A 26,203-nucleotide genomic window follows, 5' to 3' on the forward strand; every position below is an offset into this window, starting at 1 on the left:
CGCCTTCGTACAAAACTGGTTCCTCAGCGGCCAGGCTTCAACCGGCCCGGACAGCTAAACCAGGAGGCGCTCGAGTATCCATCTCACTTGAACATCTATAGCGCCAGCGCCAAACGTAGTGTTGAATAGAGGCGTGGAGCCAGACATTGCCCTGATGTCGCGCCTCGCCAAAGGGGATGAGCGAGCTTTGGAAGAGCTATACCGCCGCTATAGCCCCTCGCTGTACGCCCTTCTCCTGCGGATGCTCCAAAGCCCCGAGGAGGCCGAAGAAATCTTGCAGGACAGCTTTGTTCAGCTCTACCGAGAAGCCGCCCGCTATCAGCCCGAGCGCGGGGGTGTGGCGGCTTTTTTGTTCACCATTGGGCGCAATTTTGCCCTATCGCGTCTGCGTAACCGCAAGGCCAGACCCCCCAAAATAGACGACCTCGACCTGCACAACCCCGAGCAGGAGCTGGGCCTTTGGCGGGAGGACGACCCCACCGACCGGATTCTGGTGAGGCGGGCCTTGGGTAGGCTCGAGCCCACCGACCGTAAGCTGCTGGAAGAAGCCTTTTTCGACGGCTACAGCCACAGCGAGCTGGCCGAGCGCCACAACCTGCCCCTGGGCACGGTCAAAACCCGGCTGCGGCGGGCCCTGCTCAAACTGCGCGAGTATCTGGGCGGAAAAGCGGTCTCGGAGGAAGCATGAAAGACCTCCGCGAACTGCTCCCCGACTACGCCCTGGGCCTTCTGGAAGGCGAGGAGAAAGCCCAGCTCGAGCAGGCCCTGCAAAGCTCCCCCGAACTACGGGCGGAACTTTCCGAACTCAGGGCGGTGTTGTACCAGCTGCCGGAAAGCCTCCCCCCGGTTGCGCCGCCCCCGAGGGTCTGGGCCCAGGTGCAGCGCAGGGTTTCTCCCAGGCGGGATTTCCTGCGCTGGGCTGCGGCGGCCCTAATCCTGCTGGGGCTGGGCGGCTTCGGGGTGGAACAGTACCGCCGCTATCAGGCTCTGGCCGAGGAACAGGCCAAGCTGGCCCGCTGGCTGAGCGATCCTGAGGTCAAGTGGCAACTCATCCGAAACGACCAGGGCCAGACCTTTGGCACCATGCTCTGGCGGGAAGAGGGGCCCTGCCTAATGGTGCTGCGCGAACCGCCGCCTCGAGGCAAGGTCTATCAGGCCTGGGGCCGCAAGCACGGCGCACCCCCGGTCTCGCTAGGGGTCTTCACGGGGCGGGTTTTCGAGACCAACTACGAAGGCTTCGACCTGATGGGGGTAAGCCTCGAGCCCCCCGGCGGTAGCCCCACACCTACCCGGCCGCTGGGCCGGGTGCCGACCTCATAGCCGGTACCACAGGCGATAGAGCCATTTGAGGGCTCTGAGTAGAGCCGTCACGATGCGCCCGTACCAGCCCCTGGGCAGCCAGGCCGGGCCGGTGACGGGAATGAGACGCTCAATGGCAATGGTCTGTAGCTCGGTAAAGCGGTACAGCCCCTCCTGACCGTGCCGTCGCCCCAGACCCGAGGCCTTGAACCCCCCCATGGTCGCATCCATCGAGGCCCAGGCCGCGGCGTAGCTTTCGTTGATGTTGACCGTGCCAGCCTGAATACGGGCGGCCAGCGCGCGGGCTTTGCGTAAGTCCTTGCTCCAGATGCTGGCGTTGAGGCCATACTCGCTGTGGTTGATCTGGGCCAGCACCTGCTCGAGGTCACTAAACTTGTACAGGCTGACCACCGGGCCAAAGGTTTCTTCGTGGTACACCCGCATCTCGGGCGTTACATCGGTCAGGATGGTGGGCTCGAAGAACAGGGGCCCCAGGTCGGGCCGGGGCCGACCCCCGGTGAGCACCCTGGCCCCTTTCGCCACAGCGTCCTGCACGTGGGCCAGCACGGTATCGAACTGCCGCTGGACGGTGAGGGAACCCATCTGCGAGCGGTGATCCAGGGTGGCCCCCAAACGCAGGCTCGAGGTTTTTTCCACGAAGCGCCGGGTGAAAGCCTCGAAGACTTTCTCGTGCACGTAGATGCGCTCGAGGGAGACGCAAAGCTGCCCGGCATTGGCAAAAGCCCCGTGGATAGCGCCGTCTACAGCAGCCTCGAGGTTGGCGTCCTCCAGCACCAGCATGGGGTTTTTGCCGCCCAGCTCCAGGCTCACCCCAATCAGCCGTTCTCCGGCCTGGCGGGCCACCTTGCGCCCGGTGGGGGTGCTTCCGGTCAGGGCGATAAAATCCGCTGTAGCCACCAGGGCCTCGCCCACCTCGCCACCCCCGGTCACAACCTGAAAAAGGTCGCGCGGCAGTCCGGCCTCCTCCAGCAGGGCCTGAATCCAGAGGGCCGTAAAGGTGGTCTGGGGGTCGGGCTTGAGCACCACCGCGTTGCCCGCCATTAGCGCGGGGATGGGCTCACTCACCGCCATCACCAGCGGATAATTCCAGGGCGAGATAACCCCCACCACCCCGACCGGGTGGCGGTACTCCCAGGTCTGGGTCAGGCCCAGAAAAGTTCCGCCCACGCGCCGGGGGCGCAGCCAGCCGGGGCTACGGGTGGCGTAATACTGCGCCACAATGGCCGCGTCCAGCAGTTCTTCCTGGGCATCGCGGCGGGCCTTGCCGGTCTCGTACTGGGTCAGGTCGAGGATCTCGGCCTGCTGCTTTAGCAGCAGGTCGTGGAAGCGCAGCATGATGCGGGCTCGAGACCTGGCATCCATTCGGGCCCAGGCCGGCTGGGCCTGCCGGGCACGCTCCACGGCCTGGCGCACGTCCTCGGGACTGCACAACGGTATAACCCCCAGCACTTTTCCATCGAAAGGAGAGTACAGGGTATGCGGGGTACCCTGACCCGACAAAAAGACCCGCCGGGCCAGTTGTTCCAGCAGCTCAGGGGTAAACTGAGGGGTCTCCCGTGGGGGATTAATCACCCGCAACCGTCCAGTTTCAATCATCTTAAAACCCATGGTGGGCCGAAAAAATCCTCGAGTCAATACCCCTCCTACACCCAGGTCGGCAAAGCATAAAAGCGCTTCCACACTGACCAAATGGGATTATTTGGGTATCCGCGGACTTACAAAATGGAGCCTTCGAGTATATGCTAGTGGCGTTTAAAAAGGTACGTTGGTTGGGCCATCCCAAGCAACGCCCACGACGGAGGTCTGCAATGTATCGTTCTCCACCTGGCGCTCGAGGTTTTTTGATCGCTATTGGGCTGTTGGGAGGGGCCCTGATGGTGGCTGCGCTGGCAGGGCTCCTGCTGTTCTGGGCCCTGCAGGCGGCTTTCCCCAGGCCGGTAGAAGAGGGTTATCCGGGCTACCTGATCCTGATTTTTGGCACGCTCGTCCTGATTCCCATTCTGGTTGTACTGGGGCGCAGGGTGCCCTACCTCACCGACTGGTACTATCTGCTTCCGGCCATCACCTTCTTGCTGGCTTTCACCGTATTCCCCATCATCCTGACCATCTACTACGCGTTTACCGACTACACCGGGATTCGCAACGGCAAACCCGACCGCTCCACCGAAACCGCCATCGTGCGGGTAGAGGGGCGGCAGTTATTCGTGGAGGGCAATGCCCACGACCTCTTGCGCTGCGATGAGCCCGACTGTGCCGGCCAGGCCCTGGAGATCACCACCCGTACCCAGCGGGCCCGCGTTCGGGTCGAGCAGGCCAGCGGCAATACCATCACCCTCACCGCACCCCCACCCTTCGCACCCACCCTGGTCTACAAGATCAACGAGTTCAGGTTCATCGGCTTCCGCAACTTTGTGGAAATCTTCAGCCGTGCCGGTGCGGTGCTGATTCCCGTTCTGGTCTGGAACATCATTTTTGCGGCAGGGGCGGTTGTGGTGGGGGCCATCCCTGGGCTCATCCTGGGCCTGATACTCAACAACAAAAACCTGGCCTTGCGGGGTTTTTATCGCACAGCCCTGATTATCTCCTGGGCCATCCCCGTGGTCATCAGCGTGCAGATCTTCACGGCCATGCTCAACGTGCAGTTTGGCCCCATCAACCGCCTGCTGGGACTGCTGGGCGCTTACCCCATTCCCTGGCTCACCGACCCCGAGTGGTTCAAGATGTCGGCCCTGCTGATTAGCCTGTGGCTGGGCTTCCCGTACTGGATGACGGCCACCCTGGGCGCGCTCTCGACCATCCCGGACGACGTCTACGAAGCGGCCAAAATTGACGGTGCCAACGGCTTTCAGACCCTCACCGGCATCACCCTGCCCCTGCTGCGCCAGCCCTTTATCCCGCTGCTGCTGGGCTCTTTTGCCTATAACTTCAACAACTTTGGCCTGATCTACCTGATGGGCCCCCAGCCAGGGGTCGAAGGGCGGCCTTCCACGGCCCAGGCCGGTGACATCCTGATCACCTGGGCCTATAAAACCGCCTTCCAGGCCGATGGAGGGCAGGCTTATGGCCTGGGTGGGGCTATCTCCATCCTGATTTTTTTCCTCACCGTTGCCATTAGCTTAATCAACTTCCGCTTCACCGGGGCTTTGCGGGAGGTGCGCTGATGGCCGCCATTTTGCGCTACCTCGGTTGGGCTCTATTTGGGCTGCCGGTGGCCTGGGTGCTCTTTGTCTACTTCCCTGGCCTGCTGGCCCGCATCCAGCCCAACACCCCCCCTGGCTTCGTCCGTATCGAGAACGGCTGGGTTTATGCCCTGGGTGGCCTTCTGGTGGTGATGGGCCTGATTGTGCTGTACGCCTGGCTGGCCACCCTGCTGGCTAACCGGCGAACCCAGCGCAAGCGCAGCTTCTGGCCGCTGGTGGGGCAGGGGCTCACGCACCAGTTTATGTTCCTGGTGCTGGTCTTTGCGTATTACCCGGTGCTGCAGATTCTGGCCGCCTCGTTCGACCCCCGCAACACCCTGTACCGCATCCTGCCCCCCGCCAGCGACAGCCTGCTGGTGCGGGCTCGAGTGATACCGGACTTTTCCCAGCTCAGCCTGGAAAACTACGCCAAGCTATTCGATGGTTTTATCCTCTACCCCTACCAGGCTTTTTTGCTCGTAGTCGCGGCGCTGTGTTTGCTGCTGGTGCTGGTGCTGGCCGCCTACCGCCGCCTCATCGGCGATAACGATAGCGACAGCCGCTGGGGTCGGCTGCAGGGGCGCAGCCTGACGGCCTTTGCCCTCCTGGGCTTTACCCTGGTCATTTTTCTCTCACCTGCGCAGTTTACGGGCCAGGGCACCGAGGCCAAATTTGTGCTCTGGGTGCGCAATACCCTGTTTGTCTCGGGCATTACCGGTATCCTGGCAGTGCTGCTCACGGCCACGGCGGGCTACGCCTTCGCCCGCTTCAACTTTCCGGGCCGTTACCCCATGTTGCTGGTCTTTATCTTCATCCAGATGTTCCCCGGTTTCTTGGGGCTGGTAGCAACCTACATTCTGATCTCCAACCTGGGCCTGCTGAACACCTTTACCGGCCTGGTACTGGCCTACTCGGGCGGGATTATCAGCTTTGGCACCTGGGTATACAAAGGATTTTTGGAGAGCATCTCCAAAAGCCTGGAGGAAGCCGCCCTGATTGATGGGGCTAGCAAGTGGCAGGTGTTTACCAAAATCCTGATGCCGCTTTCGGCCCCCATGTTCGTGTTCATCTTCTTGTTGCAGTTTGTGGGTACTTACTCGGAGTTCATTGTGGCCAACCTGTTCCTCACCGGAGTGGACTCCTGGACGGTGGGAATGGGCCTGCGCAACTTTACCACCGGGCAGTTCTCCACCCGCTGGGGGCTGTTTGCGGCGGCCTCGGTGCTGGGTTCGCTGCCCATCCTGCTGACCTTCTATGGCTTCCAGCGCTACTTTGTTTCGGGGTATACCGCGGGCTCGGTGAAGGAATGAGACACTACCACGACTGGGAGCCTTTTTGCGTAGACCCCCTGAAGCCCGAGCTGGGGCAGGAAATCACCCTGCGCCTGCGCACCCCGGCCCGGGCCGGTTTTCTGATCCTCGAGCGCTACGGCGAGGTGGAGCGGCGGCCCATGAAAGCCGTGCCGGGCGGGCTGGAAACCAGGCTCCCGCTGCACGCCTCCCCTTTGCGGTACTGCTTTTTTCTGACCGAGGAAAAGGCCTACCTCGCAGCAGATGGGCTACAGGGCCCCATGCCCCGCTACGACAAGTTTTTTCACCTGCTGGCCCAGCCCACCGTGCCCGACTGGGCGGTGGGGGCGGTGTTTTATCAGATCTTTCCCGACCGGTTTCGCAACGGCAACCCCCACAACGACCCCCAGAGCGGTGAATGGGTGTATATGGGCCGGCCCATCGTGCGCAAAGAGTGGGACGAACCCGTGAGCTACGGGCCGGGCGAGGGGCCTATCCAGCACTATGGGGGCGACCTCGAGGGCATTCTGGAGAAGCTCGACTACCTCGAGGCGCTGGGCATCGAGGCCCTCTACCTCAACCCCATCCTGCCTTCGGGCTCCAACCACCGCTACGACGCCAGCGACTACCACAACGTAGACCCCCACCTGGGGGGCAATCAGGCCTTCGAAAAGCTGGTCGAGGCCCTGCACCGGCGCGGTATGAAGCTGGTGCTGGACGGGGTTTTCAATCACATCGGCAACACCCACCCCGACTTCCAGAAAGCCCTGCAAGACCCCACCTCCCCCGAGGCCGGGCAGTTCACTTTTTACGCCGACGGCTCGTACGCCGCCTTCTACGGGGTCAAAACCCTGCCCAAGCTGGACTACGCCAACCCCCTCACAGTGGAGCGCTGGATTGACGGCTACCACGCCCCGGTGCGGCACTGGATTCGCAAGGGGGCCGATGGCTGGCGGCTGGACGTGGCCCACCAGATGGGCGAAGGGGGCACCGACCGGCGCAACGCGGAAATCCTGCGCCTGATCAAACACAACAGCATGGAGGAAAACCCCGAGGCCTTGGTGTTTGGCGAGCTGTTCTTCGACACCCTACCCACCCTGCGGGCCCACACCCTGGATGGCTCTATGCACTACGCCGGGTTTGCCAACCCGGTGATGGAGTGGTTATCGGGCAAAAACGTGTACGGCTGGGAGGTGGCGGTCTCGAGCCAGGCGGTGTGGGATACCCTGTGGGACCATTACACCGCCCTGCCGCTGCAGCTCCGCCAGAGCATGTACACCCTGATTAGCAGCCACGATATTCCCAGGGCCCTGTGGCGGCTCTCGGGGGATGTGGAGCGCTTCAAGCTGGCCCTGGGCATTCTGCTCACCTTTCCCGGCGCGCCGGGCCTCTACTACGGCGACGAGATCGGGCTCGACCAGACCAACCCCTACCACGACTGGAACGGCGATCCCATGTGCCGGGGTACGTTTCCCTGGGATGAACGCCGCTGGAACCACGAGGTGCTGGCCTGGGTTAAAACCCTCATCCGGCTCAAAAAGAGCGTACCAGCCCTGCGACGGGGAGGGTTGCAGCCCTTGCAGGTCTCGGAAAAACTGCTGGCCTACAAGCGGCAGTACGAAGATGAAGAGGTCTGGGTGTATGCCACCCTCGAGCCCACCCAGGTGCTGTTGCCCAGGTCGGAAAACCTGCTGACCGGCGAGACCCTGGAGGGCGCTACCTGGGTCTCGGGGCTGGGGGTATTTCGCTTGCGATAAGTAACCTGCGTCGTATCCCGCACAGCCGCCTGGGCTATACTGACCCTTTGGGTTGGGTATGCAGGAGGTTACCGAATCGCTGGATTTTGACCGTATTCGCCAGGCTCTGGCCGAGCGAGCCTCCACCTTTATGGGGCGGGAGGCCCTTCTGGCCCTTGAGCCCAAGCGCACCCTCGAGGAGGCCCAGGCCCAGCAGGCCACCGTGGCCGAGGCCCTGGCCTATCCCTACCGGCTGGGGGGCATCAACGACCTGCGACCGGCCCTGGCAGCGGCGCGGGAAGGGCTCCGGCTGGAAGGGCCCCAGCTACGCGAGGTAGCGGCCAGCCTCGAGGCGGCTGTAACACTCCGGCACGAGCTGCTGGAAATAGGCGAGCACCTCAAGGCCCTGGCGGGCCGCATCGGCGAGCACACCTTCTTTCTGCGGCGCATCCGGGAGTCGCTCGATGAGGCTGGCAACGTGCGCGACGAGGCCACCCCCCGGCTGCGGGAGATTCGCAGGCGGGTCAATCCCCTGCGCGAACAGATTCAGGATCGGCTGCACCAGCTCATGGATCGGCACCCCGAGGCCATCCAGGAGCGCTTCATCACCCTCCGGCGCGACCGCTTCGTGATACCGGTCAGGGCCAGTCACCAGAACAAGATTCCAGGTATTGTGCTCGACCAGTCCGACTCGGGGCTTACGGTGTACATCGAGCCCGCCTCGGTGGTTCCCCTCAACAACCAGCTCGCCAGTCTGCGGCTCGAGGAAGAAGCCGAGGTCAACCGGGTGCTCTTCGAGCTGTCGGCCCTGCTGGGCCACGACCAGGAGCTCGACCAGACCCTGCAGGCCCTCACCGAACTCGACATGGCCCGGGCTGCTGCCGTCCTGGCCGAAGACTGGAGACTGGTGCGGCCCCGCCTCAATCGGGAAGGGCTGTACCGGCTCGAGGCCGCCCGCCACCCGCTGATTGGCAACCCTGTTGCAAACGACATAGAGCTCACCCCAGCGCACAGAATCCTGCTCATCACCGGCCCCAACATGGGCGGCAAGACCGCCCTCCTGAAAACCCTGGGTCTGGCCGTGCTGATGGCCCAGTGCGGGCTTTTTGTGGCCGCCGAGCGTGCAGAGCTGGCTTTCCCGGACAGGTTGTTTGTAGACATCGGCGACCAGCAGTCCATTCAGGAGAGCCTCTCGACCTTTGCCGCACACCTCCTGAGACTGAAGGAAGTACTGGAAAAGGCCACACCCCACAGCCTGGCCCTCATTGACGAGCTGGGCTCGGGCACCGACCCCGAGGAGGGGGCCGCGCTGGCCCAGGCTTTTGTGGAGGGGCTGCTGGCCAAAGGGGTGCGCGGCCTGATCACCACCCACCTTTCCCCGCTCAAGGCGTTCGCCCAGGACACCCCCGGTGTGCAAAACGCCTCTATGCGCTTCGACCTCGAGCACCTCCGCCCCACCTATCAACTGGTGGTAGGCGCACCAGGGCGCAGCTACGCCCTCTCCATCGCCCGGCGGCTGGGCTTTCCCCAAGAACAGCTCGAGCGGGCCGAGGCCCTCCTGGGGCCGGAGGGCGGGCGACTCGAGCGCCTGCTGGCCTCGCTCGAGGCCGAACGGGAACGCCTGCGTGCCCAGAGCCAGGCCGCCCAGGCAGAACGGGAGCAGGCCGCTCGCCTTCAACAAGAGCTTTCCCGGCAACTGGCCGAGCTGGCTCAGAGCAAAGCACGCTTGCTCGAGGAGGCCCAGGCCCAGGCCGAGCAGGTGGTCAAAGAAGCCCAGGAGCGCATCCGCCAGGCCCGCGAGCGCCGCAAAACCCAGGGCCAGGGGCAGGCCCTGCAAGAGCTCATCCAGCTCCGGAGCCGCTACCAGCGCCCCGAGAAACCCGCCCCCGCCCAGCCCGGCCTGCAGGTAGGCACGGTAGTAGAGGTGCCCGAGTACGGGGGCCGGGCCACCGTGGTGGAGCTAAGGGGTCAGGAGGCCGTCTTGCAGATGGGCGCGGTGCGCCTTACCCTGCCGGTTGCGCGCCTACAGCCCAGACCCGCCCCACGGCCCGAGCCTTCGGCAGGCCGCGTAGCCCACAAAGCTAAAATTCCCACCGAACTTAACCTGCGCGGCCTGACCGTGGAGGAGGCGTTGCTGGCCGTAGACGACTACCTGGCCGAGGCCAAGGCCACCGCTACCACCCCCGTTCGCCTGCTACACGGCAAGGGCACCGGGGCCCTGCGCAATGCGCTGCGCGAATCGCTCAAGCGCGACCGCCGGGTGGAGCACTTTCACGACGCGGTGCCCTACGAGGGCGGCCACGGGGTCACCGTGGTGCATTTGCGCGTCTAGCACATGCCGGTAGGCCCTCGCGGTCTCATCCAGGGCGCAAATCTGAGTTTTTTCTTAGTAGATTAGCCATATTTCTCATGAGAAATCCGGCTACCCTGCTGGTATGGAAGGTATGGAACAACCCCTGATCCTGATCGTCGAGGACGAAAAGGACATCGCCCGCTTCATCGAACTCGAGCTCCAGGCCGAGGGTTACCGCACCGAGGTGGCCTACGACGGCATTACCGGCCTATCGCGCTTTCGTGAGACCAACCCCAACCTGGTGGTGATGGATCTGATGCTACCCGTAATGGACGGCCTCGAGGTGGCCCGCCGGATTCGCAAGACCTCCAATGTGCCCATCGTGATCCTGACCGCCAAAGACCGGGTGGAAGACAAGGTGGAGGGCCTGGACGCTGGAGCCGACGACTACCTGGTCAAGCCCTTCAGCATCGAGGAGCTTTTGGCCCGCATCCGCGCCCATCTGCGCCGGGTAACCCCCGCCATTACCGGCGAAATTCGGGTCTCCGACCTAATCATCAACCTCGAGGGCCGCGAGGTCTACCGGGGAGGGCGGCGCATCGAGTTCTCCAACAAGGAGTTCGAACTCCTGGAGCTGCTCGCCAAAAGCCCCGGCAAGGTCTTTAGCCGCTTCGAGATCGAAGAAAAGGTCTGGCCCGGCTACCAGGGCGGCTCCAACGTGGTGGATGTGTATATCGGCTACCTGCGCAAGAAGCTCGAGGGCACCGGCGAGCGCCGCCTGATACACACCGTGCGCGGTGTGGGCTACGTGCTGCGCGAGGACTGAGCCACAAGGCCATCATCCGAGGCCGGGCATCAACCCGTTCCGCTGTGATATTAAGCCAGTACTCAAGCCCTGTTCGAATCATACAAGGCCTCTATTATGGTAGTTGGGCAGTGCGGTTTTCGAACGATCATCTGCTATCGATGAGCGATTTGAAGAAGGTATCCCGTGTAGCTTTCTTTGGTTGGGCCTCATTGGGGGCAGGGGGCTCTGGCCCAAAACGACGCTGGTATTTTTCTCTCGCTGTGGCAGCTCTGGCTTTGGCATCCCAGTACGAGCCCTAAGAAACCAAAATCATGACCCTTCGCACCCGAATCACCCTGCTGACGCTGGCCCTGCTGGCTTTTTCCTTGTTGCTCATCGGGGGGTCGGTGTATGGCAGCCTGCAATTCACCCTTTACGACAATCTCCGGCGCGAACTGGTTGAAACCTCCCAGGCAGCCCAGCGCCTCATCCGCGAGCAAGGCAGCCTGGAGGGCTTACCGCTCACGGTGTACGGCCAGGCCCTGTGGGTGCCTTTCCCCAACCCCACCCCCAGCGATATCCTGCAAGGGGCTGCTATTCCCATCGCCAAATCTCTGGCAATGGGTGATGCCACGCTGACCCTTTCAGAAAAGGGCTTGCTAGAGGTTTTGCGCTCCGGCGGTTTCTATACCCAAACCGTCCTCATTCGCCCAGATGGCACCCAGGTTCCCCTACGCGTGCGGGCCGAACGCCTGATGACCGAGATTGCTGGTATTCCCCAAGGCCCCCAATTGGTCATCCTGATGGTGGGCAAGTCCACCGAGGGCATCCAGAGTACCCTCACCGATTTCGCCCGCACCTATACAGCGACGGCCCTATTGGTGCTAATTTTTGGCGGTTTGCTGGCCTTTCGCCTGGTACGACAGACCCTCGAGCCCCTCGAGTGGGTAGCCAAAAAAGCCGAGCAGGTCAGTAGCAAACCCGAAAAGCTACCTGAACTCGAGGGCCACAACGAGGTAGCCTCACTGGTCAAGTCACTCAACCGCATGCTCACGCGGCTCGAGAGCGCCTGGGAGACCCAGGGTCGCTTTCTGGCCGACGCTTCCCATGAGTTGCGCACGCCCGTAACGGCCATTCTGGGGCACGTTAACTATTTGCTACGACGAACGCAAATTACCGAGCAGCAGAAGGAAAGCCTGGAGATCATCAAGCGCGAGTCGGAGCGGATGCAAAAGCTGGTAGGCGATTTGCTCGAGCTCTCCAAAACCGGCGGGAGCTGGAAGGTTGAGCTGGGCTCGGTGCACCTAAAAACTGTGCTCAACGAGATTGAGGAAGAATATAGCAAAAGTTTCGAGGGACAAATTGAGGTGCAGGCCCCCGACCATGTCTGGGTGTTGGGCGATCCCGAGCGGCTCCATCAGGTGGTAGCCAACTTGGTTTCCAACGCTATTAAAGCCAATTCCACCCGGATCAAGCTCATTGTGCTCGACCTAGCCGAACGAGTGGTTCTTCGGGTGGAGGACAACGGCGAAGGCATTAGTAAAGAGCATCTCCCCCATCTGTTCGAGCGTTTTTACCGGGTTGACAAGGCCCGCGACCGTGAACGCGGCGGTAGCGGGCTGGGTTTGGCGATTGTGCGTTCAATTGTTGAAGCCCATGGAGGCAACGTATGGGCCGAGAGCGAGCCAGGCAAGGGTTCGGTCTTTAGCATATCCCTCAAAAAAGCCTCTGCTCCCCACCCTCAACTGGCCTGAGCCGGCCACAACAATATTTTAGCGTCTGGCCGTTTTTTTTGGGGTGCGCACCCTGAACTTTTGCTCGAGCTCGGCAGCAAAAGCATGATTGGTGTAGTCGAGCGAGATGGGGGTCACGGAGATAAAGCCGTGCTGAACTGCCCAGTAATCGGTACCCTCCTCTAGCTCGGCGGTAGGTTTACCAGCTACCCAGTAGTAAGGCCGCCCCTCGGGGTCTTCCCGTTCGACAATGGAGTCTTCGTAACGGTGAGTGGAAAGGCGGGTAATCTTTACCCCTTGAGGTGTGCGGTTGGGGAAATTCACGTTGAGAAGGGTTTTGTTAGGCAGGCCGTGCTTCAAAACCCAGCGGGCAATTGGCACAGCATACTGAGCAGCTTCCTCGAAGCGCAGCTCCTCGCCGGAAGCATCCAGGCTAAACGCGATGGAGGGGATACCCAGCGAAGCCCCTTCCAGAGCCGCCGCCACCGTACCCGAATGGGTGAGGTCGAGGCCCATGTTAACGCCAATGTTAATCCCGGAAACCACCAGGTCGGGCCAGCCCAACAGGCGACTGCCCAAAACCACGCAGTCTGCTGGCGTTCCATCTACTCGGTAGGCTGGAATCTCGCCAAACCCCGCCGAGGCGGTGTGCTTGAAGCGCAAGGGGCGGCGAAATGTGATGCTGTGCCCTACGCCCGACTGCTCTACATCGGGTGCTACCACGTTTACTTCGGCCAGCTCACGTAGCGCAAAAGCCAGCGCCTTGATCCCAGGAGAAAAGATGCCGTCGTCGTTAGCAACCAAAATTCGCATACTCGACTAGCCTAATCCTAAAGTGTCGGGGTGCAAAGCAGGGCAAAAGATAGAGGCCAGCCATCCGCCTCAGTCAACCTTTATCGGGTTTTGCAATCTTTGGCCTATATTCCCGAGTGCAGCCCGGGTTGGTAATCACGCGTACACTAGTTCAACAACCACATAGGTCTGGCTGCCTTTAGGGCTTTTGACCTGCACTTCATCGCCTACTTTTTTGCCCATCAGGGCCTGGCCCAGAGGGGATTCGTTGGAAATTTTACCACTGAACACGTCGGCTTCGTGGCTACCGACCATGGTCACGCTCATACGCTGACCGCTGGGGGTCTCGAGTTCGACTGTTACCCCGAGCTGTACTTCGGTGGGAACACCATTGCCCGATTCCACAATCTGCACCCGGCTGAGGATGTCCTCGAGCTCGGCAATACGGCTGTTGTTTTGCCACATGGCCCGGCGGGCTTCATCGTAGCCAGCATTCTCACGCAAATCGCCCTCGGCGATGGCCCGGCCCATCTCATCGGCAATCTGCTGCATTTTTTCGGTTTTCAAATAGGCAAGCTCTTGCTCGAGTCGCGCCTTGCCTTCTGCGGTAAGGTATACCGGTTTTTTATCTGACATTCAGCAAAACCTCCAGGAGTCTACTCAAGGTAGACCCCAGCTTCAGTATAGTACAGCCGAGAGCAGACTAGCTTAAGCGCAGGTTTTACCCGAGTTTATCGCAATTGGATGCCTTAGCTGACCGAAATAGGTTTTACGATCTCACTTTTCCGTAGCATAAAATGACGCCATGCGCTGGATAGCGGGTGTTCTCCTATGGGGTATGGCGCTGGCCCAGAGCCTGGCCGTATCCCCCGAGGCCCAGGTTGGGCAGACCCTTGAAATACGGGGGGCTGACTTTCCTCCAGGCCGTTATACCCTAAAAATCGCTTCGGAAGCAGCTACCACCGAGGTAGACCTCGAGACCTTCAATGGCAGCCTGGCCACAACCTGGACGCCACCGGCAGAGGGTACGTACAAAATCAGCATTCAGGTAGGCGAGCGCGTCATACAGGCGGAGACGCAGGTGCGTTCTGCTCCTCCCCCTACGCCACCAGCAGCTCAATCCACCACCCCTGCTCAGCCCCCAAAGGCATTACCGACCTTCACGCCCGAAGGGCTGGTACTGGGTAGCTGGAAATTGCCACTTAAGGGTGAGTGGGTCGGCCCAAGAGTGCTGGGGCAGCGGGCTTTTATTGCCCGGGGCCCGCTGGTGCTGGAAATAGACCTTCAATCGCCCAAAGTGGTCGCGCAGCACTATCCTCCAGGAGAGGTGCGGGCCCTGGAGGCCGATGCCGAACTCACTGTGCTACTGGAGGATGGCCGACGGCTGGGTCTTGGGGCTTTTGCCGGTAAGCCCTACGAGGGCCGGTGGGAAAGCCTGGCAGTAATTCGCGAGTACCTCGATACACTGAAGGCTACCAGTACAGGCGCGCTCGACCAAAGCCCTTCCTCCAACCGCCCGTACTGGTATTTTTTTAGCCTCGGGGTGGACAACGTTCACCCAACCGACCTCGAGTCCATCGGGCGGGATTTGCTCCAGCGCGGCCATCGCCCCGAACTGGCCTGGGGGCCGGGGGTAATGCGCTGGCTCGAACCCTGGCTGATGCAGGTACGGGTCGCGCGCAAGCAGGGGATTGAGCAAAGTCTGCTTTGGTCAGACTTTTTTTTGAAGTATCTACCCCAAGTACCCGGCGCCAAAGCCATGTTGTGGGAGCAGGTTGGCTGGCTCGAGGCCCAGGGCCGTCCGGATCTGGGGCAACGCTACCGTGCAGCCTTGCGTCAGGTCGCAGGCTGGCAGTCCCCACTTACCTCAGCCAATATGGCTGCAGCCACCTGGGTGCTGCTGGGGCTGTACAGCCTAATGCTCCTGTATCTGGCTCTAATCTACCTACCAGCCCAGCTACGTGGGCTGCGCTCTAGCGGGGGCTGGCTGGTCGGCTGGTTTCAACACCCGTTGCTGCGCCTACGTCACAGTGTTCTGGCCTATACCACCATTGGTGAGCGCAGCATACTTCTAGTTTTGTTTGCATTAGCAGCCCTGGCTTTGCTGAGCTGGGGCTTCATGGCCCGTTCTGAGGCTCTCTTGGCGCAGGATAGCCTCATGCGGGGCACGCTACGCTCGAGTGCAGCCGCAGAAGCCCTGCGCGGTTTTGCCAACACCGCACCATTACGGGGCCTGCTGGCCTACGCCCTGGCCAAAGAAAATCCTGGTGAGTCCCAGCGACTTTTCCAGGAAGCCCCGCCTTGGACTTACGTTCTGTTGGGACGGGGCACTCCAGAGGCTTTGGCGCAGGCCTACCAAAGAGCGCCTTCCCTGGCAGCCGTGCGTGAAGCCCTGGGTCTGGGTGGCGACTTTTGGACGCCTGTGTACCGCGACGCAGGGGTGGTGCGGGAAGCCGTTCCAACACCCAGGATTATTGTTGCCTCGGTGGGGTTGAGCAGCTTGCAAGGGCTGGGTTCGGATTTTTTTGCTACCTGGCGAGACCTGCCCATCTGGCCCAGTGCGTTCTGGGCCTGGACTGTGGCTGCTGCGATTCTTGTGTTCACGCTATACCACATGCTTTGTTTTTTTCTGCCCAAGCCTCAAAGCACCACCGACAACCTGGCCTGGCGGCGTACTGTGCAGCTCCTGTTCCCCGGAAGTCCTATCTATAACCAGGGTTGGGGCCTGCTGGTACTGCTGGCTTTTGCGGGTGGCCTATGGCTGTGGCGGCAGGATAATGGCTGGGGGGTCGTTCTGGCCGGTGCGGCCCTGAGCATGCACCTATTGCTGTGGGTACTGCTGGTCTACCGGGGCGGCAAAACCGCATAATGCACGCTTTATACAGCCCAGCAGGCCAGCACCTCGGCCAGCAAGCGCGCCCCTACCAAGGCTGATAAATCGCTGCTATCCAGGTTGGGCGCGAGTTCGACAAAATCGAGGCCCACAAGCTGGTTTTGCTCTAGCGTCCGTCGCACTATCTGTAGGCTTTCGCCGTAGCTCAGGCCCTCCACCTCGGGGCTGCTGGTGCCAGGCAAAATTGAGGGGTCGAGCACGTCGGCATCGAAGCTCAGGTAAACCTTCTTGCCCTTGGGAAGCTGTGCCAGTACCCAGGGCAGGTTCTCCCGCACCCTGGAGGCGGTAATCAGGGTATGGCCCCGGTTTTTGGCCGCTTGGTAGGCCTCGGGGCTGGTGCGCAGGCCGCGCAGCCCCACCACGGTGATGTGCTTGAGTCCCGGAACATCCTCCACCGCCCGGCGGAAGGGGCTGCTGTTGGAAAAGCGGGTTCCGTTGCGGCTATCCGAGAAGTCCAGGTGTGCGTCGAGCTGGACGACGTGGAGCTCCTCGAGGTCGTCGTAGGCCCGCAAAACTGGGTAGGTGACCGAGTGATCGCCCCCTACAAACACCGGCAGTTTCACCCGCCCGCGCAGGGCGCGGGCCGCCTCGGTAATGCGGCGGAAGGTCTCGGGGTACTCGAGCTGGGCCGGGTCTACGTCACCCGCGTCCACGAGGCGCACCCCCTTGAGGCGGTAGGTCTCGGTCTCGAGGTCGAACCACCCCTCCGGCCCCGGTGCATAGCGCCCGCTGGCCTCACGCAGGGCACTGGGGGCAAAACGAGCGCCGGGGCGGTAGCCCACGGCAAAGTCGTAGGGTAGGCCCAGCAGCCCCACCTCGGCCTGCCAGGGCTCGGTAAGGGGCCGGTGGGGTGCCTTAAAAAAGGTGGCCGGGCCGGTAAAGGAGAGTTCGGTGTATCGCATAAGGCATATCCCTGGTTTGCTCTTCTGGGCTTCTTATAGCAGCACCCAGCAGCACGCCATACAAAGTACCTTATACGTCTAAATCTCGCCCGTGGCGATGGCTTTCTGTATCTTCTGACCAATTTCGCGAATCAAGTGTATCAGCACCGCAAAGCGCTCGTCGCGGGTGTAGCCCTTCTGGTAGCGGGCAAAAATCTGCTGCATAATCACACCGACCTTGAACAATCCGAACACGTAATAAAAAACGATGTTATCCACACTGCGACCGCTGTGGGCCGCGTAGGCCGCGACCAGCTCGGCCCGGCGCAGGTTGCCCGGTAGGTGGGTCAGGCCAAAGCGCCTTAGGCCCGGCGGGTCGTCCGGCTCTGCCCAGTAGCCCAGGGTAGTGCCCAGGTCCATCAGGGGGTCGCCCAGGGTGGCCATTTCCCAGTCCAGCACGGCCATTACCTGGGTTGGGTCGGCGGGGTTCAGCATCAGGTTGTCGTATTTGAAGTCGTTGTGGATCAGGGCGGCGCTCGAGCTGGCCGGGATGTGGGCAGCCAGCCACTCCATGGCCTGCTCCATGCCGGGCACCGCCTCGGTGCGGGCCTTCTGGTAGCGCTCCGTCCAGCCCCGCACCTGCCGCTCCACATAGCCCTCGGGCCGGCCCAGGTCGCCCAGGCCGGCTTTCTGATAGTCCAGGCTGTGTAGCTCGACCAGGGCCTCGAGCGCGGCCTCGCAAATCCTGCGCATGCGCTCGGGGGTCAGGTCGGGCGGGGGCTGGGTGCGCAGAACCACCCCGTGCAGGCGCTCCATCAGGTAAAAGGGCGCACCGATCACCGAATCGTCCGGGCAGTAGAGCAAGGGCCGGGGCACCTTGGGGTAGACCGGCTTGAGGGCCGAGAGAATCCGGTACTCCCGGGCCATGTCGTGGGCGGTCTTGATGTTGGCCCCAAACGGCGGGCGGCGCAGCACCAGCTCCTGCCCGCCCAGCCTGAGCAGGTAGGTCAGGTTGGAAAAACCGCTGGGAAACTGCAGCACCTCGAGGCGGCCTTCGGCCCCTGGCAGGTGCTCCAGCAGGTAGGCTTGCAGCCGCGCAATGTCCAGCTCTTCGCCGGGTCGGGTGGGGGCGGGTTGGTCGGTCATGGCAGTACGTTTGGGTCAGAGCGAGATATCCAGGCCATAGTCCTTGAGCAGCGCTCGAGTCACCACGGTCTTGTGGACTTCGTCGGCCCCGTCGTAGATGCGGGCGGCCCGTTCGTGGCGGTAGAAGAACGAGAGCGGCAGGTCGTCGGACATCCCCAGGCCCCCGTGCACCTGGATGGCCCGATCCAGCACCCGCTGCAGCACCCCTGCCACAAAGAATTTGATGAGCGAGATTTCCACTCGAGCCCCCTCGGCCCCCTTTTGCTCGACCTTCTCGGCGGCATCCAGCACCATCAGCCGGGCCGCGTGAATCTCGGCCTGGGACTCGGCGATCAGGTGCTGGATAGCCTGGCGCGAACCCAGGGGCTTGCCGGGGGCAAGCTCGCGCCGGGCGGCGTAGGCGCACATCAGCTCGAGGCTGCGCTGGGCAATGCCAATCCAGCGCATGCAGTGGTGGATGCGCCCCGGCCCCAGCCGCTCCTGGGCGATGGCGAAGCCCTTGCCGCGCGCACCCAGCAGGTTCTCCTGGGGCACCCGCACGTTCTCGAGTCGAATCTCGGAGTGGCTCATCCAGTCCTCGCCCTCCTCCCCCATCACCGAAATTTTGCGCACCTGCTGGAAGCCGGGGGCATCGGTGGGCACGATGATCTGGCTGGCCCGGGCGTAGGGGTTGGGCTGCTCGGGGTCGGTGATGCACATCACGATGCAGAAGCTCGAGCCCTCGAAGCCGGTGGTGTACCACTTGTGCCCGTTGATGACCCACTGGCCGCCCTCGAGCACCGCCCGTGTGTTCATCCAGACCGGGTTGGAACCGGGGTACTCGGGCTCGGTCATGCCAAAGGAACTGCGAACCTCGCCCTTTGCCAAAGGCTCCAGAAAACGCGCTTTCTGCTCCGGCGTGCCATGCTTGAGCAGTACCTCCATATTGCCGATGTCGGGGGCCTGGGTGTTGAAGACGTAGTGGCCCAGGGGGCTGCGGCCCAGCTCCTCGCTCAGGCGGGCAAAGGCCCCCAGGCTCAGGCCCATACCCAGCGGCTTTTGCAGCGGGGGCAGCCACCAGCCCTTTCCCTTTACCTTTTGCCGAACCCGCTCTAGCTCGGGCAGAACAGCCTTGAAGCCGTGCTTCAGGAAGATGGGCTCGAGGGGCAGCACCTCGGCCTCGAGGAACCTGCGTACTTCCAGCGCCAGGTCGGTGGTTTGTGCGGTCATTTGGCCCCAGTGTACCAACTTAAAGCAAGAAAGGGCGCAGCTCGTGCGCCCCTGGAAATCTGACCCGTTCAAGCCCTGGGCTGGGGATAGCCGCCCGCTTCCAGCACCTTCTGGGCAATCCGGCGGCGCAGCGCCACCAGGTCGGCGGGGTCGTGCTTGGTCAGGCGGCGGGCCGCCGAGGCCATCAGGCGCATATCGTCGCCCTCGGCCAGGCGCGGCAGAATCGAGAGCGCCGCGGCCTGGGCGCGGTCGAGGGCCTGGTACAGGTAGAGCGCGGCCATCTCGGCATACACCCCACCGCCCAGCCGGCGGGCCCGCAGCAGGGCGCTTTCGGCAGCGAACACATCTATCAGGATGTCGGCGGCCACCGCCAGCACCTCCTGCTCCTCTTCAATCTGCTTGCCGTACTTGAGGGCGGCCAGGCCCAGCACCGCCAAGGCCAGCTTTTTGAGGCCCTCGAGCTGGGCCAGCTCCTTGTCCTCGGGCTCCTCGAAGCTGGGCTCCAGCAGCTCTTTTTGCAGCTTCATGGCTGCATCGAAGAGGGGCAGTTCGCCCTTCATGGCCCGGCGCAGGAGCATGCCCGGAATCAGCAGGCGGTTGATCTCGTTGGTGCCCTCGAAGATGCGGTTGATGCGGCTGTCGCGGTAGGCCCGCTCGATCTCGTACTCGGCGGAGTAGCCGTAGCCGCCGTGAATCTGCACGCCTTCGTCCACCACGTAGTCCAGCACCTCGGAGCCCAGCACCTTGATGATGCTGGCCTCAATAGCGTACTCCTCGATGCCGGCGAGCACCGCCTCGGCGGCGTTGGCCTTGTCCAGGCTGCTCAGAGCCTGGTCAATCATGCCCATGGTGCGGTAGACCGCGCTTTCGCCGGCAAAAATGCGCGCGGCCATCTCGGCCAGCTTTTGCTGGATCAGGCCGAACTGGGCAATGGGCTTTCCAAAGGCCACGCGCTCCTGGGCGTACTTGGCCGAGAGCGCCAGGGCCCCTTTAGCGCCGCCAATGGCTCCCGCGCCCAGCTTGTAGCGCCCCACGTTGAGCACGTTGAAGGCGATTTTGTGGCCCTTGCCCAGCTCGCCCAGCACGTTCTCGACCGGCACCTTCACGTCTTCCAGGAAGACCTGGCGGGTGCTGGAAGCCTTGATGCCCATCTTCTTCTCTTCGCCGCCCAGGCGCAGGCCGGGGGTGTCGCGTTCGACCAGGAAAGCGGTCAGGCCCTCCGGGGTCTTAGCGAAGATGGTAAAGAGATGGGCAAAGCCGGCGTTGGAGATCCACATCTTGGTGCCGTTTAGGATGTAGTATTTGCCATCGGCGGAAAGCTCGGCGCGGGTCTTGGCCCCCATGGCGTCGGAGCCGGACTGCGGCTCGGTCAGGCAGTAGGCCGCGATTAGCTCACCCGAGACCAGTTTGGCCAGGTATTTGTCCTTCTGTTCCTTGGTGCCCCAGTAGACCAGCGGCAGCAGGCCGATGGAGGTCTGCACCCCGTAGGTCACGCTGAAGCCACCGGTGCCAGCCAGGGCCTCAGCAATCACCGTGCTGACGGTTTTGGGCAGGTCGAGGCCGCCGTACTCCTCGCCGACCTCTACGCCCAGCAGGCCCAGTTCACCGCACTTCCGCAGCAATGGGATGTTGTGCTCGAGCTCGCCGTGCTCCATAGCCTCGGCTACAGGCCGGTACTCCTTCTCCACAAACTGCCGCACGGTCTCTTGAATCATGCGGGTGGTGTCGTCGAAGTCTTCCGGGGTGAAGATCTGCTCGGGCTTCTCCAGGAGCCAGCCGCCGCCTTTGGTTGAGAGTTTTTTGTCTGCAATCACCGCTTACCTCCACACCATTCTTTGACTCGTTATAAATTTATACTGAGTCAAAGTTTAGCGTCAAGGTCTGGAGTCGTCAATCGGCCATATCACACACCAGACCCAGCATTTCGCGCCCTGCGGCTGGGGCTTCAATCTCCTGTTTTCGATCCGAGCACACCGGGTTGCTATGTCCCTTGACCCCAGGTATCCGGCTCCTCAGAATGAGCCATATGGCGATTTACATGGTGTACGAAGATGCATTGGCCCTTATGCAGCGGTTTACTCCCTCTGAAAGCCTGCAACGGCACATGATGGCGGTCGAGGCGGCCATGCGGGCCTACGCCCGGAAATATGGTCAGCCCGAGGAGAAGTGGGCCATTACCGGCATTCTGCACGACTTTGACTACGAGCAATTCCCCGAGGAGCACCCCTACAAAGGGGTGGAGATGTTGCGTGAGATGGGCTATCCCAAAGATGTGCTCGAGGCCATTCTGGGCCATGTGGATACCCCCGAGCACCCCCGCAATTCTCTGATGGCCAAGGCGCTGTTTGCAGTTGATGAACTGGTGGGCCTGATTGCCGCAGCGGTATACGTGCGACCCGATCGGAGTATCCACAGCCTCGAGCTATCCAGCCTAAAAAAGAAATTCAAAGACAAAGCCTTCGCTGCCAAAGTAGATCGGGAGGGCATCGTGCGCGGTGCACAGGAGCTGGGTGTCGACCTCGACGAGCACATGGCCTTCGTACTCGAGGCCATGAAAGCCGATGCCCGGCGGCTGGGGCTGGGATAACCCTTGCCGAAGCAAGATTTACAGTAGGCTAATGGCGTGAACCTACTGCGCTCCGGGTTGGTCGCGCTGGTTTTTCTGGCGCTGGCCTGGGGAAGAAGCTACAGCCTCGAGCGCGTCGAGCAGGATGTATATCTGCAGGCCGGTGGGCTGGTGCGGGTGGTGGATGTGCGTACCTGGCGCTTCGATGGCGCCTTTCGCGAGGTCTTCCTGGAGATCGATCCCCGCCCAGGCGGTGTTGTGCGCTTTGAAGAAGCCCAGGCACTGGATAGCGGCCCCCCTATTCGGTACGAAGTACAGGGCAATCGCATCAGCCTGACCGCAGGCCCCCCTGACCGGTCGGGCAACCTACCGGTGCTGGCCGAAAACCAGAGCCGCACCTTCCGAATCAGCTATACGCTCAGCAACGAGATCACCGTGGCCCGCGACGCAGCGCTCTTCGACCGGCAGGTGCTGGAGCCCGAACACGCCGCCGTGGACACTTATCTACTGCGGCTGCATGCCCCAAAACCTGCACCGGAGCAGTTTAGGGTGTTTGTTTTCACCGGACGGGGGCGCATTGGCACGCTCGAGTTCGACCAGGCCAAGCAGGTTGCCATCGTACGGCTGTCCCCGGTCAGCCAGAACGAGTTTGTGCGGGCCCGGGTCATCCTGGAAGCCGAGGCTTTTGCCTTCCGCAGCGTGAGCCAGCCCCGCCTGGAGCAGTGGCTGCAAGAGACCGAGGAAGAAACCCGTAGTTTCCGCGAACGCTCCCGGCAACTCACTGAAAATCAGCAGATGCCCGGCTGGGCCTGGGCGCTGGCTGCCGGGCCAGGTTTGCTGCTGATTGTGCTGTTTGGTTTTTTCTGGCAGGCCTATCAACGCTATGGCCGCGAACCCCGCATCGAGGAAGTGGGACGCTACTACCGCGAGCCTGCCGAGGCAATTCCACCGGGCCTGGTGCCCTACGTGATGACCCAGGCCGACCCTGGTCAGAGCATGCTGGGCCGGTTGATCTCGGCTACTTTGTTGGATTTCGCCCGCCGAGGCTCGGTAGAACTGATTCGCCACGAGAACCCAGGCATTTTGGGCTTATTTGCAAGCACCGAGACCCATTTCAAACTGGTGGCACCGCCCGAAAATGCCACCGCCCTGGAGATGGAAGTCTGGAATGTACTGCGGGCCGCAGCAGGAAAGGACAGCGTACTTCGGCCCGATGAGCTTAAGAAGTACTTTCAGCAACACCCCAGCCTCCTGACCAGCCTGAGCCGCCGCCCCCGCGCCATTTACGAAGCCACCTACGGCAAACTACTCGACCCCCAGAGCAGCAAGGCCGCCGTCCGTTGGGGGGGCTGGCTGGTAGGGCTGGGTTTTGTGTCTCTCCTGCTCACTTTTACCGCCGGGCCCAGCCTGCTAGATGCCCAAAACGGTGCCCTGTGGGTGGGGGTGCTGATGCTCAGTGGGATACTGGCCGGTATCGGCTTTTTGGTGCTGGGCTTTCTGGCTTTCGGGGTACTGGCTCGCTGGATGCCGGATAAGTTGCTCAATGCCAAGCGCTGGCAAGCCTATCGCAACTTTCTCGCCGACTTCTCCCAGATGGAGCAGGCCCCCGCTGAGCACTTCAAGATATGGGACTACCACTTTGTGTACGCAGCAGCCCTGGGCGTGGCCGAACGCTATTTACGAAACCTGCGTCGAGTGGCCGAGCAACGCCCCGAAGTTTTGGCAGTACCCCGCTGGATTCCAGGTGCAAACCTGAGCCAGGCAGGGTCGGTGATGGCCTCCGGCGACATGCTGCAACAAATTAGTCAGATGGCGGGGGGACTCGAGCAGATCACCCGCAACCTGGAGAGCCTCGAGCGGGCCCTCAGGCCCTCCTCGAGCGGCACCGGTGGAGGCTTTGGGGGTAGCTCGAGGGGAGGTTCTTCGGGTGGTGGCAGCTCGAGTGGGGCTCGATAATGGAGCCCAGGGAGGAATAAGGTATGGAAATCCTGTTGATCCTGGTTCTGCTGGTGGTGGCTTTATTCGTTCTGTACTACAACCGCATCATCACCCTGGAAAATCGGGTGAACAACGCACTCTCGCAGGTAGATGTGCAGCTCAAGCGGCGCAACGACCTGATTCCCAACCTGGTCAATACGGTCAAGGGCTATGCCGCCCACGAGACCGGGGTCTTCGACCGGGTCACCCAGGCCCGCGAGCGGATGCTATCGGCTGGCAGCATCGAGGAAAAATCGGCGGCCTCCAACCAGCTCACCCAGGCCCTGCGCAGCGTTTTTGCCATCGCCGAAGCCTACCCCGCGCTCAAGGCCGACGCCAACTTCCGGGAGTTGCAAGGGCAGCTCGAGGAGACCGAAAACAAGATCGCCTACGCCCGCCAGTTCTTCAACGACACCGTGCTGGACTTCAACAACACCGTCACCACCATTCCCGGCGTATTCGTCGCCCAGCTCATGGGCAAGAAACCCAGGCCCTTCTTCGAAGTCGACGAGGCTACCCGGCAGGTGCCCGGTGTGAATTTCTGAGGGCTGTTAAATCACTCTCCGCCGGAATAAAACCCGCTATGATGAGTCGGTAACCCCGCCTCGAGGGAGGTACTTTATGAAGCTCGGCGCACAGGCTCGAAGCGAACTCCTCTCCCGCATAAGCGCCAACCCCGACGTTCTGCGCGGCAGGCCCCGCCTCAAGGGAACCCGCATCGCGGTGCACATGGTGCTGGAAGCCCTGGCCGCACAGATGTCCATCGAAGAAGTGTTGTTGCAATGGCCGGAACTCACCCGCCAGGATATCCAGGCAGCCTTGCTGTACGGGGCCCGCTCGACTAACTACGAGTGGATCGCCCTGCACGAAGAGTAATGCGAATTCTGCTCGACGAAAACATCCCCCAGCGGGTCTTGTGGTGGCTCATTGGCGAGGGCCACGAGGTGGTCACAGCACGGGAGGTAGGCCTTACGGGGCGCTCCGATCAGGTATTGTACGACTACGCCGAGCGCCACAACTACGTGCTGGTCACGCTCGACCTGGACTTTTCCGACCCCGTGCGCTTTCCCTTGAGCTTTCCGCGCATTGTATTGCGCCCCGGTGTGATTGACCCCGAGCTGATGCGCGAAATCCTGCGCGATGTCTTCCGGCAGGGATTTCCGCTCTGGGGCGAACTCTACGTGGTTCAGCCGGAGGGCATCGCCCGGTATAGTGAGGAACTGTGAAGTGGGTGGAGTGTCCACGGGACTCCTGGCAGGGTTTTGCCCGGTTTATCCCGACCGAAGAAAAGGTGAGCTATCTGCTGGAGCTGCTCGAGGCCGGTTTTACAAACCTCGACCTCACCAGCTTTGTCTCGCCCAAGTGGGTGCCCCAGCACGCCGACGCCGAGGCGGTGCTGGCCGCCCTGCCCGCGCCGCAAGGGCGGGAGTACCTGGCTATCATCGGCAACCTGAAGGGCCTCGAGCGGGCCCGACAGGCCGCCCACCTCACCGCGGTGGGCTACCCCTTTTCCATCTCCGAGACCTTTCAGCGCAAAAACCTCAACCTGGGGATTGAGGAGTCCTGGCCGGTGTTGCAACAGCTCCTGGCCGAGGCCCAGGGGCTCAGGTTTGTGGTCTACCTCTCGATGGCCTTTGGCAACCCCTATGGCGATACCTGGACACCGGGCCTGACGGCGCAGTTTGTGCAGCGCATGCGAGCGCTACCTGGGCTGAGTGGCATCGTGCTGGCCGACACCTACGGGGTGGCCTCGGCCCAGACTATCGCCCAGACTCTGGAAGCCGTGGCCCAGGCCGGCGGGCTGGATGAGCGCCTGGGGCTGCACCTGCACAGCCGCCCGGAACACACCCTGGACAAGGTGCGGGTGGCCCTGGCGTCTGGGGTGGGCTGGCTCGAGGGGGCCCTGGGCGGAATTGGCGGCTGTCCGTTTGCCGGCGACGACCTGGTGGGCAACCTGGCCACCGAGCAGGTCTTGCCTTACCTGGCCCAGCAAGGCCGGGACACCGGGGTTGACCTGAACCGGCTGTCAGAACTCTCCAGCCGGGCCCATTTGCTCCGCACCAAGTACGCCTAGCCCCGCCGCAGGCCCAGCAGCAAACCCGCCACAAAGGCCCCCCCAAAGGGCAGGTTGGTGGTGAGCACCCGAACCAAAGCATCCCAGGCGCTCTTGATCTGATCCTGTTGCAATAAAGGCTCTACGTCGCGCTGGATACGCGTCCAGTCTACGTTGATGTAGCCCATCGAGGCCAGCACCTGTACCACCACAAAGATCAGGCCCAGGATGATAGCTACCCAGCGCCCCACGGTCTTGATGGCATAGCCTACGGCAAAGCCAGCTACACCCCCAAAGGTGATCTGGCCGATGTACGGTTGTATCAGTTCCACGTTTCCATTGTGCCACG

Annotated in this window: 23 protein-coding genes; 15 read left to right on the forward strand and 8 right to left on the reverse strand. The window is 62.2% G+C overall.

Features of this window, described 5'->3' with window-relative positions; translation table 11 throughout:
• The first annotated feature begins 133 nt into the window (after window positions 1-133).
• Complete coding sequence (locus Q0X18_RS08860; RefSeq protein ID WP_297561176.1) at window positions 134-688, forward strand: RNA polymerase sigma factor; 555 nt, start codon at window positions 134-136, stop codon at window positions 686-688.
• Window positions 685-1,320, forward strand: coding sequence for an anti-sigma factor domain-containing protein (locus Q0X18_RS08865; protein ID WP_297561179.1), 636 nt, complete (start codon window positions 685-687; stop codon window positions 1,318-1,320). The genes Q0X18_RS08860 and Q0X18_RS08865 overlap by 4 nt, the downstream gene beginning before the upstream one ends.
• Here Q0X18_RS08865 and Q0X18_RS08870 read toward each other — a convergent pair.
• Window positions 1,315-2,916 carry a succinic semialdehyde dehydrogenase gene (locus Q0X18_RS08870; RefSeq protein WP_297561182.1) on the reverse strand — a complete coding sequence of 534 codons (1,602 nt, stop codon included), beginning with the start codon at window positions 2,914-2,916 and terminating at the stop codon, window positions 1,315-1,317. The genes Q0X18_RS08865 and Q0X18_RS08870 overlap by 6 nt on opposite strands.
• 212 nt (window positions 2,917-3,128) lie before the next feature.
• Here Q0X18_RS08870 and Q0X18_RS08875 point away from each other — a divergent pair, with 212 nt between their 5' ends.
• The 6 genes from Q0X18_RS08875 to Q0X18_RS08900 all read left to right on the forward strand — a co-directional run bounded on the left by Q0X18_RS08875 (window position 3,129) and on the right by Q0X18_RS08900 (window position 12,358).
• A complete protein-coding gene (locus tag Q0X18_RS08875; protein ID WP_297561186.1) occupies window positions 3,129-4,481 on the forward strand; it encodes an ABC transporter permease subunit in 1,353 nt (450 codons plus the stop codon).
• Window positions 4,481-5,809, forward strand: a complete 1,329-nt coding sequence (locus tag Q0X18_RS08880; RefSeq protein WP_297561189.1) for a sugar ABC transporter permease — start codon at window positions 4,481-4,483, stop codon at window positions 5,807-5,809. Before Q0X18_RS08875 ends, Q0X18_RS08880 begins: the two co-directional genes overlap by 1 nt.
• A complete protein-coding gene (locus Q0X18_RS08885; protein WP_297561192.1) occupies window positions 5,806-7,545 on the forward strand; it encodes a glycoside hydrolase family 13 protein in 1,740 nt (579 codons plus the stop codon). Before Q0X18_RS08880 ends, Q0X18_RS08885 begins: the two co-directional genes overlap by 4 nt.
• 58 nt (window positions 7,546-7,603) lie before the next feature.
• On the forward strand, window positions 7,604-9,856 hold the full coding sequence (locus Q0X18_RS08890; protein WP_297561195.1) for an endonuclease MutS2: 2,253 nt from the start codon (window positions 7,604-7,606) through the stop codon (window positions 9,854-9,856).
• 112 nt (window positions 9,857-9,968) lie between these two features.
• Window positions 9,969-10,643 (forward strand): response regulator transcription factor, encoded by a 675-nt coding sequence (locus Q0X18_RS08895; protein ID WP_297563049.1) that lies wholly within the window; start codon window positions 9,969-9,971, stop codon window positions 10,641-10,643.
• Window positions 10,644-10,936: 293 nt separating this feature from the next.
• Window positions 10,937-12,358, forward strand: coding sequence for a cell wall metabolism sensor histidine kinase WalK (locus Q0X18_RS08900; protein ID WP_297561198.1), 1,422 nt, complete (start codon window positions 10,937-10,939; stop codon window positions 12,356-12,358).
• 18 nt (window positions 12,359-12,376) lie between these two features.
• Here Q0X18_RS08900 and surE read toward each other — a convergent pair whose 3' ends face one another.
• Both surE and greA read right to left on the reverse strand, forming a co-directional pair.
• A complete protein-coding gene (surE, locus tag Q0X18_RS08905; RefSeq protein ID WP_297561201.1) occupies window positions 12,377-13,150 on the reverse strand; it encodes a 5'/3'-nucleotidase SurE in 774 nt (257 codons plus the stop codon).
• Between the two features lie 135 nt (window positions 13,151-13,285).
• Window positions 13,286-13,765 carry a transcription elongation factor GreA gene (greA, locus tag Q0X18_RS08910; protein ID WP_297561205.1) on the reverse strand — a complete coding sequence of 160 codons (480 nt, stop codon included), beginning with the start codon at window positions 13,763-13,765 and terminating at the stop codon, window positions 13,286-13,288.
• A 169-nt stretch (window positions 13,766-13,934) separates the two neighbouring features.
• On the opposite strand from greA, the gene Q0X18_RS08915 reads away from it, so the two are divergent.
• A complete protein-coding gene (locus Q0X18_RS08915; protein WP_297561207.1) occupies window positions 13,935-15,998 on the forward strand; it encodes a hypothetical protein in 2,064 nt (687 codons plus the stop codon).
• An 8-nt stretch (window positions 15,999-16,006) separates the two neighbouring features.
• Here Q0X18_RS08915 and speB read toward each other — a convergent pair whose 3' ends face one another.
• The 4 genes from speB to Q0X18_RS08935 form a co-directional block, all read right to left on the reverse strand.
• The gene (gene speB / locus Q0X18_RS08920; protein WP_297561209.1) at window positions 16,007-16,924 is read right to left on the reverse strand and encodes an agmatinase; all 918 of its coding nucleotides are present in this window, start codon (window positions 16,922-16,924) and stop codon (window positions 16,007-16,009) included.
• A gap of 78 nt (window positions 16,925-17,002) precedes the next feature.
• Entirely contained in the window at window positions 17,003-18,049 is a 1,047-nt protein-coding gene (locus Q0X18_RS08925) for a phosphotransferase family protein (RefSeq protein WP_297561212.1), read from the reverse strand.
• Window positions 18,050-18,064: 15 nt separating this feature from the next.
• On the reverse strand, window positions 18,065-19,258 hold the full coding sequence (locus Q0X18_RS08930; protein ID WP_297561216.1) for an acyl-CoA dehydrogenase family protein: 1,194 nt from the start codon (window positions 19,256-19,258) through the stop codon (window positions 18,065-18,067).
• A gap of 68 nt (window positions 19,259-19,326) precedes the next feature.
• A complete protein-coding gene (locus Q0X18_RS08935; protein ID WP_297561219.1) occupies window positions 19,327-21,072 on the reverse strand; it encodes an acyl-CoA dehydrogenase family protein in 1,746 nt (581 codons plus the stop codon).
• Window positions 21,073-21,284: 212 nt separating this feature from the next.
• Here Q0X18_RS08935 and Q0X18_RS08940 point away from each other — a divergent pair, with 212 nt between their 5' ends.
• The 6 genes from Q0X18_RS08940 (at window position 21,285) to Q0X18_RS08965 (ending at window position 25,875) form a co-directional block, all read left to right on the forward strand.
• Window positions 21,285-21,845 (forward strand): HD domain-containing protein, encoded by a 561-nt coding sequence (locus tag Q0X18_RS08940; protein WP_297561222.1) that lies wholly within the window; start codon window positions 21,285-21,287, stop codon window positions 21,843-21,845.
• A gap of 36 nt (window positions 21,846-21,881) precedes the next feature.
• Window positions 21,882-23,780, forward strand: coding sequence for a DUF2207 domain-containing protein (locus Q0X18_RS08945; protein WP_297561225.1), 1,899 nt, complete (start codon window positions 21,882-21,884; stop codon window positions 23,778-23,780).
• Between the two features lie 23 nt (window positions 23,781-23,803).
• Entirely contained in the window at window positions 23,804-24,346 is a 543-nt protein-coding gene (locus Q0X18_RS08950; RefSeq protein WP_297561227.1) for a LemA family protein, read from the forward strand.
• A 76-nt stretch (window positions 24,347-24,422) separates the two neighbouring features.
• Entirely contained in the window at window positions 24,423-24,677 is a 255-nt protein-coding gene (locus tag Q0X18_RS08955; RefSeq protein ID WP_297561229.1) for a DUF433 domain-containing protein, read from the forward strand.
• Window positions 24,677-25,027, forward strand: a complete 351-nt coding sequence (locus tag Q0X18_RS08960; protein WP_297561231.1) for a DUF5615 family PIN-like protein — start codon at window positions 24,677-24,679, stop codon at window positions 25,025-25,027. The genes Q0X18_RS08955 and Q0X18_RS08960 overlap by 1 nt, the downstream gene beginning before the upstream one ends.
• Entirely contained in the window at window positions 25,024-25,875 is an 852-nt protein-coding gene (locus Q0X18_RS08965) for a hydroxymethylglutaryl-CoA lyase (protein ID WP_297561233.1), read from the forward strand. Before Q0X18_RS08960 ends, Q0X18_RS08965 begins: the two co-directional genes overlap by 4 nt.
• On the opposite strand, the gene Q0X18_RS08970 is transcribed toward Q0X18_RS08965, so the two are convergent.
• Window positions 25,872-26,186: an FUN14 domain-containing protein gene (locus tag Q0X18_RS08970; protein ID WP_297561235.1), complete on the reverse strand. Its 315-nt coding sequence runs from the start codon at window positions 26,184-26,186 to the stop codon at window positions 25,872-25,874. The two genes, Q0X18_RS08965 and Q0X18_RS08970, sit on opposite strands and share 4 nt — an antisense overlap.
• Window positions 26,187-26,203 lie beyond the last annotated feature (17 nt).

This window comes from Meiothermus sp., assembly GCF_026004075.1.
GTDB lineage: Bacteria > Deinococcota > Deinococci > Deinococcales > Thermaceae > Meiothermus.

Excerpts from the sequence above, each read along its gene's own strand:
- Q0X18_RS08865 (WP_297561179.1), top strand. The coding sequence starts at position 685 with ATGAAAGACCTCCGCGAACTGCTCCCCGACTACGCCCTGGGCCTTCTG.
- Q0X18_RS08870 (WP_297561182.1), bottom strand. The coding sequence starts at position 2,916 with ATGATTGAAACTGGACGGTTGCGGGTGATTAATCCCCCACGGGAGACC.
- Q0X18_RS08875 (WP_297561186.1), top strand. The coding sequence starts at position 3,129 with ATGTATCGTTCTCCACCTGGCGCTCGAGGTTTTTTGATCGCTATTGGG.
- Q0X18_RS08880 (WP_297561189.1), top strand. The coding sequence starts at position 4,481 with ATGGCCGCCATTTTGCGCTACCTCGGTTGGGCTCTATTTGGGCTGCCG.
- Q0X18_RS08885 (WP_297561192.1), top strand. The coding sequence starts at position 5,806 with ATGAGACACTACCACGACTGGGAGCCTTTTTGCGTAGACCCCCTGAAG.
- Q0X18_RS08890 (WP_297561195.1), top strand. The coding sequence starts at position 7,604 with ATGCAGGAGGTTACCGAATCGCTGGATTTTGACCGTATTCGCCAGGCT.
- Q0X18_RS08895 (WP_297563049.1), top strand. The coding sequence starts at position 9,969 with ATGGAACAACCCCTGATCCTGATCGTCGAGGACGAAAAGGACATCGCC.
- Q0X18_RS08900 (WP_297561198.1), top strand. The coding sequence starts at position 10,937 with ATGACCCTTCGCACCCGAATCACCCTGCTGACGCTGGCCCTGCTGGCT.
- surE (WP_297561201.1), bottom strand. The coding sequence starts at position 13,150 with ATGCGAATTTTGGTTGCTAACGACGACGGCATCTTTTCTCCTGGGATC.
- greA (WP_297561205.1), bottom strand. The coding sequence starts at position 13,765 with ATGTCAGATAAAAAACCGGTATACCTTACCGCAGAAGGCAAGGCGCGA.
- Q0X18_RS08915 (WP_297561207.1), top strand. The coding sequence starts at position 13,935 with ATGCGCTGGATAGCGGGTGTTCTCCTATGGGGTATGGCGCTGGCCCAG.
- speB (WP_297561209.1), bottom strand. The coding sequence starts at position 16,924 with ATGCGATACACCGAACTCTCCTTTACCGGCCCGGCCACCTTTTTTAAG.
- Q0X18_RS08925 (WP_297561212.1), bottom strand. The coding sequence starts at position 18,049 with ATGACCGACCAACCCGCCCCCACCCGACCCGGCGAAGAGCTGGACATT.
- Q0X18_RS08930 (WP_297561216.1), bottom strand. The coding sequence starts at position 19,258 with ATGACCGCACAAACCACCGACCTGGCGCTGGAAGTACGCAGGTTCCTC.
- Q0X18_RS08940 (WP_297561222.1), top strand. The coding sequence starts at position 21,285 with ATGGCGATTTACATGGTGTACGAAGATGCATTGGCCCTTATGCAGCGG.
- Q0X18_RS08950 (WP_297561227.1), top strand. The coding sequence starts at position 23,804 with ATGGAAATCCTGTTGATCCTGGTTCTGCTGGTGGTGGCTTTATTCGTT.
- Q0X18_RS08955 (WP_297561229.1), top strand. The coding sequence starts at position 24,423 with ATGAAGCTCGGCGCACAGGCTCGAAGCGAACTCCTCTCCCGCATAAGC.
- Q0X18_RS08960 (WP_297561231.1), top strand. The coding sequence starts at position 24,677 with ATGCGAATTCTGCTCGACGAAAACATCCCCCAGCGGGTCTTGTGGTGG.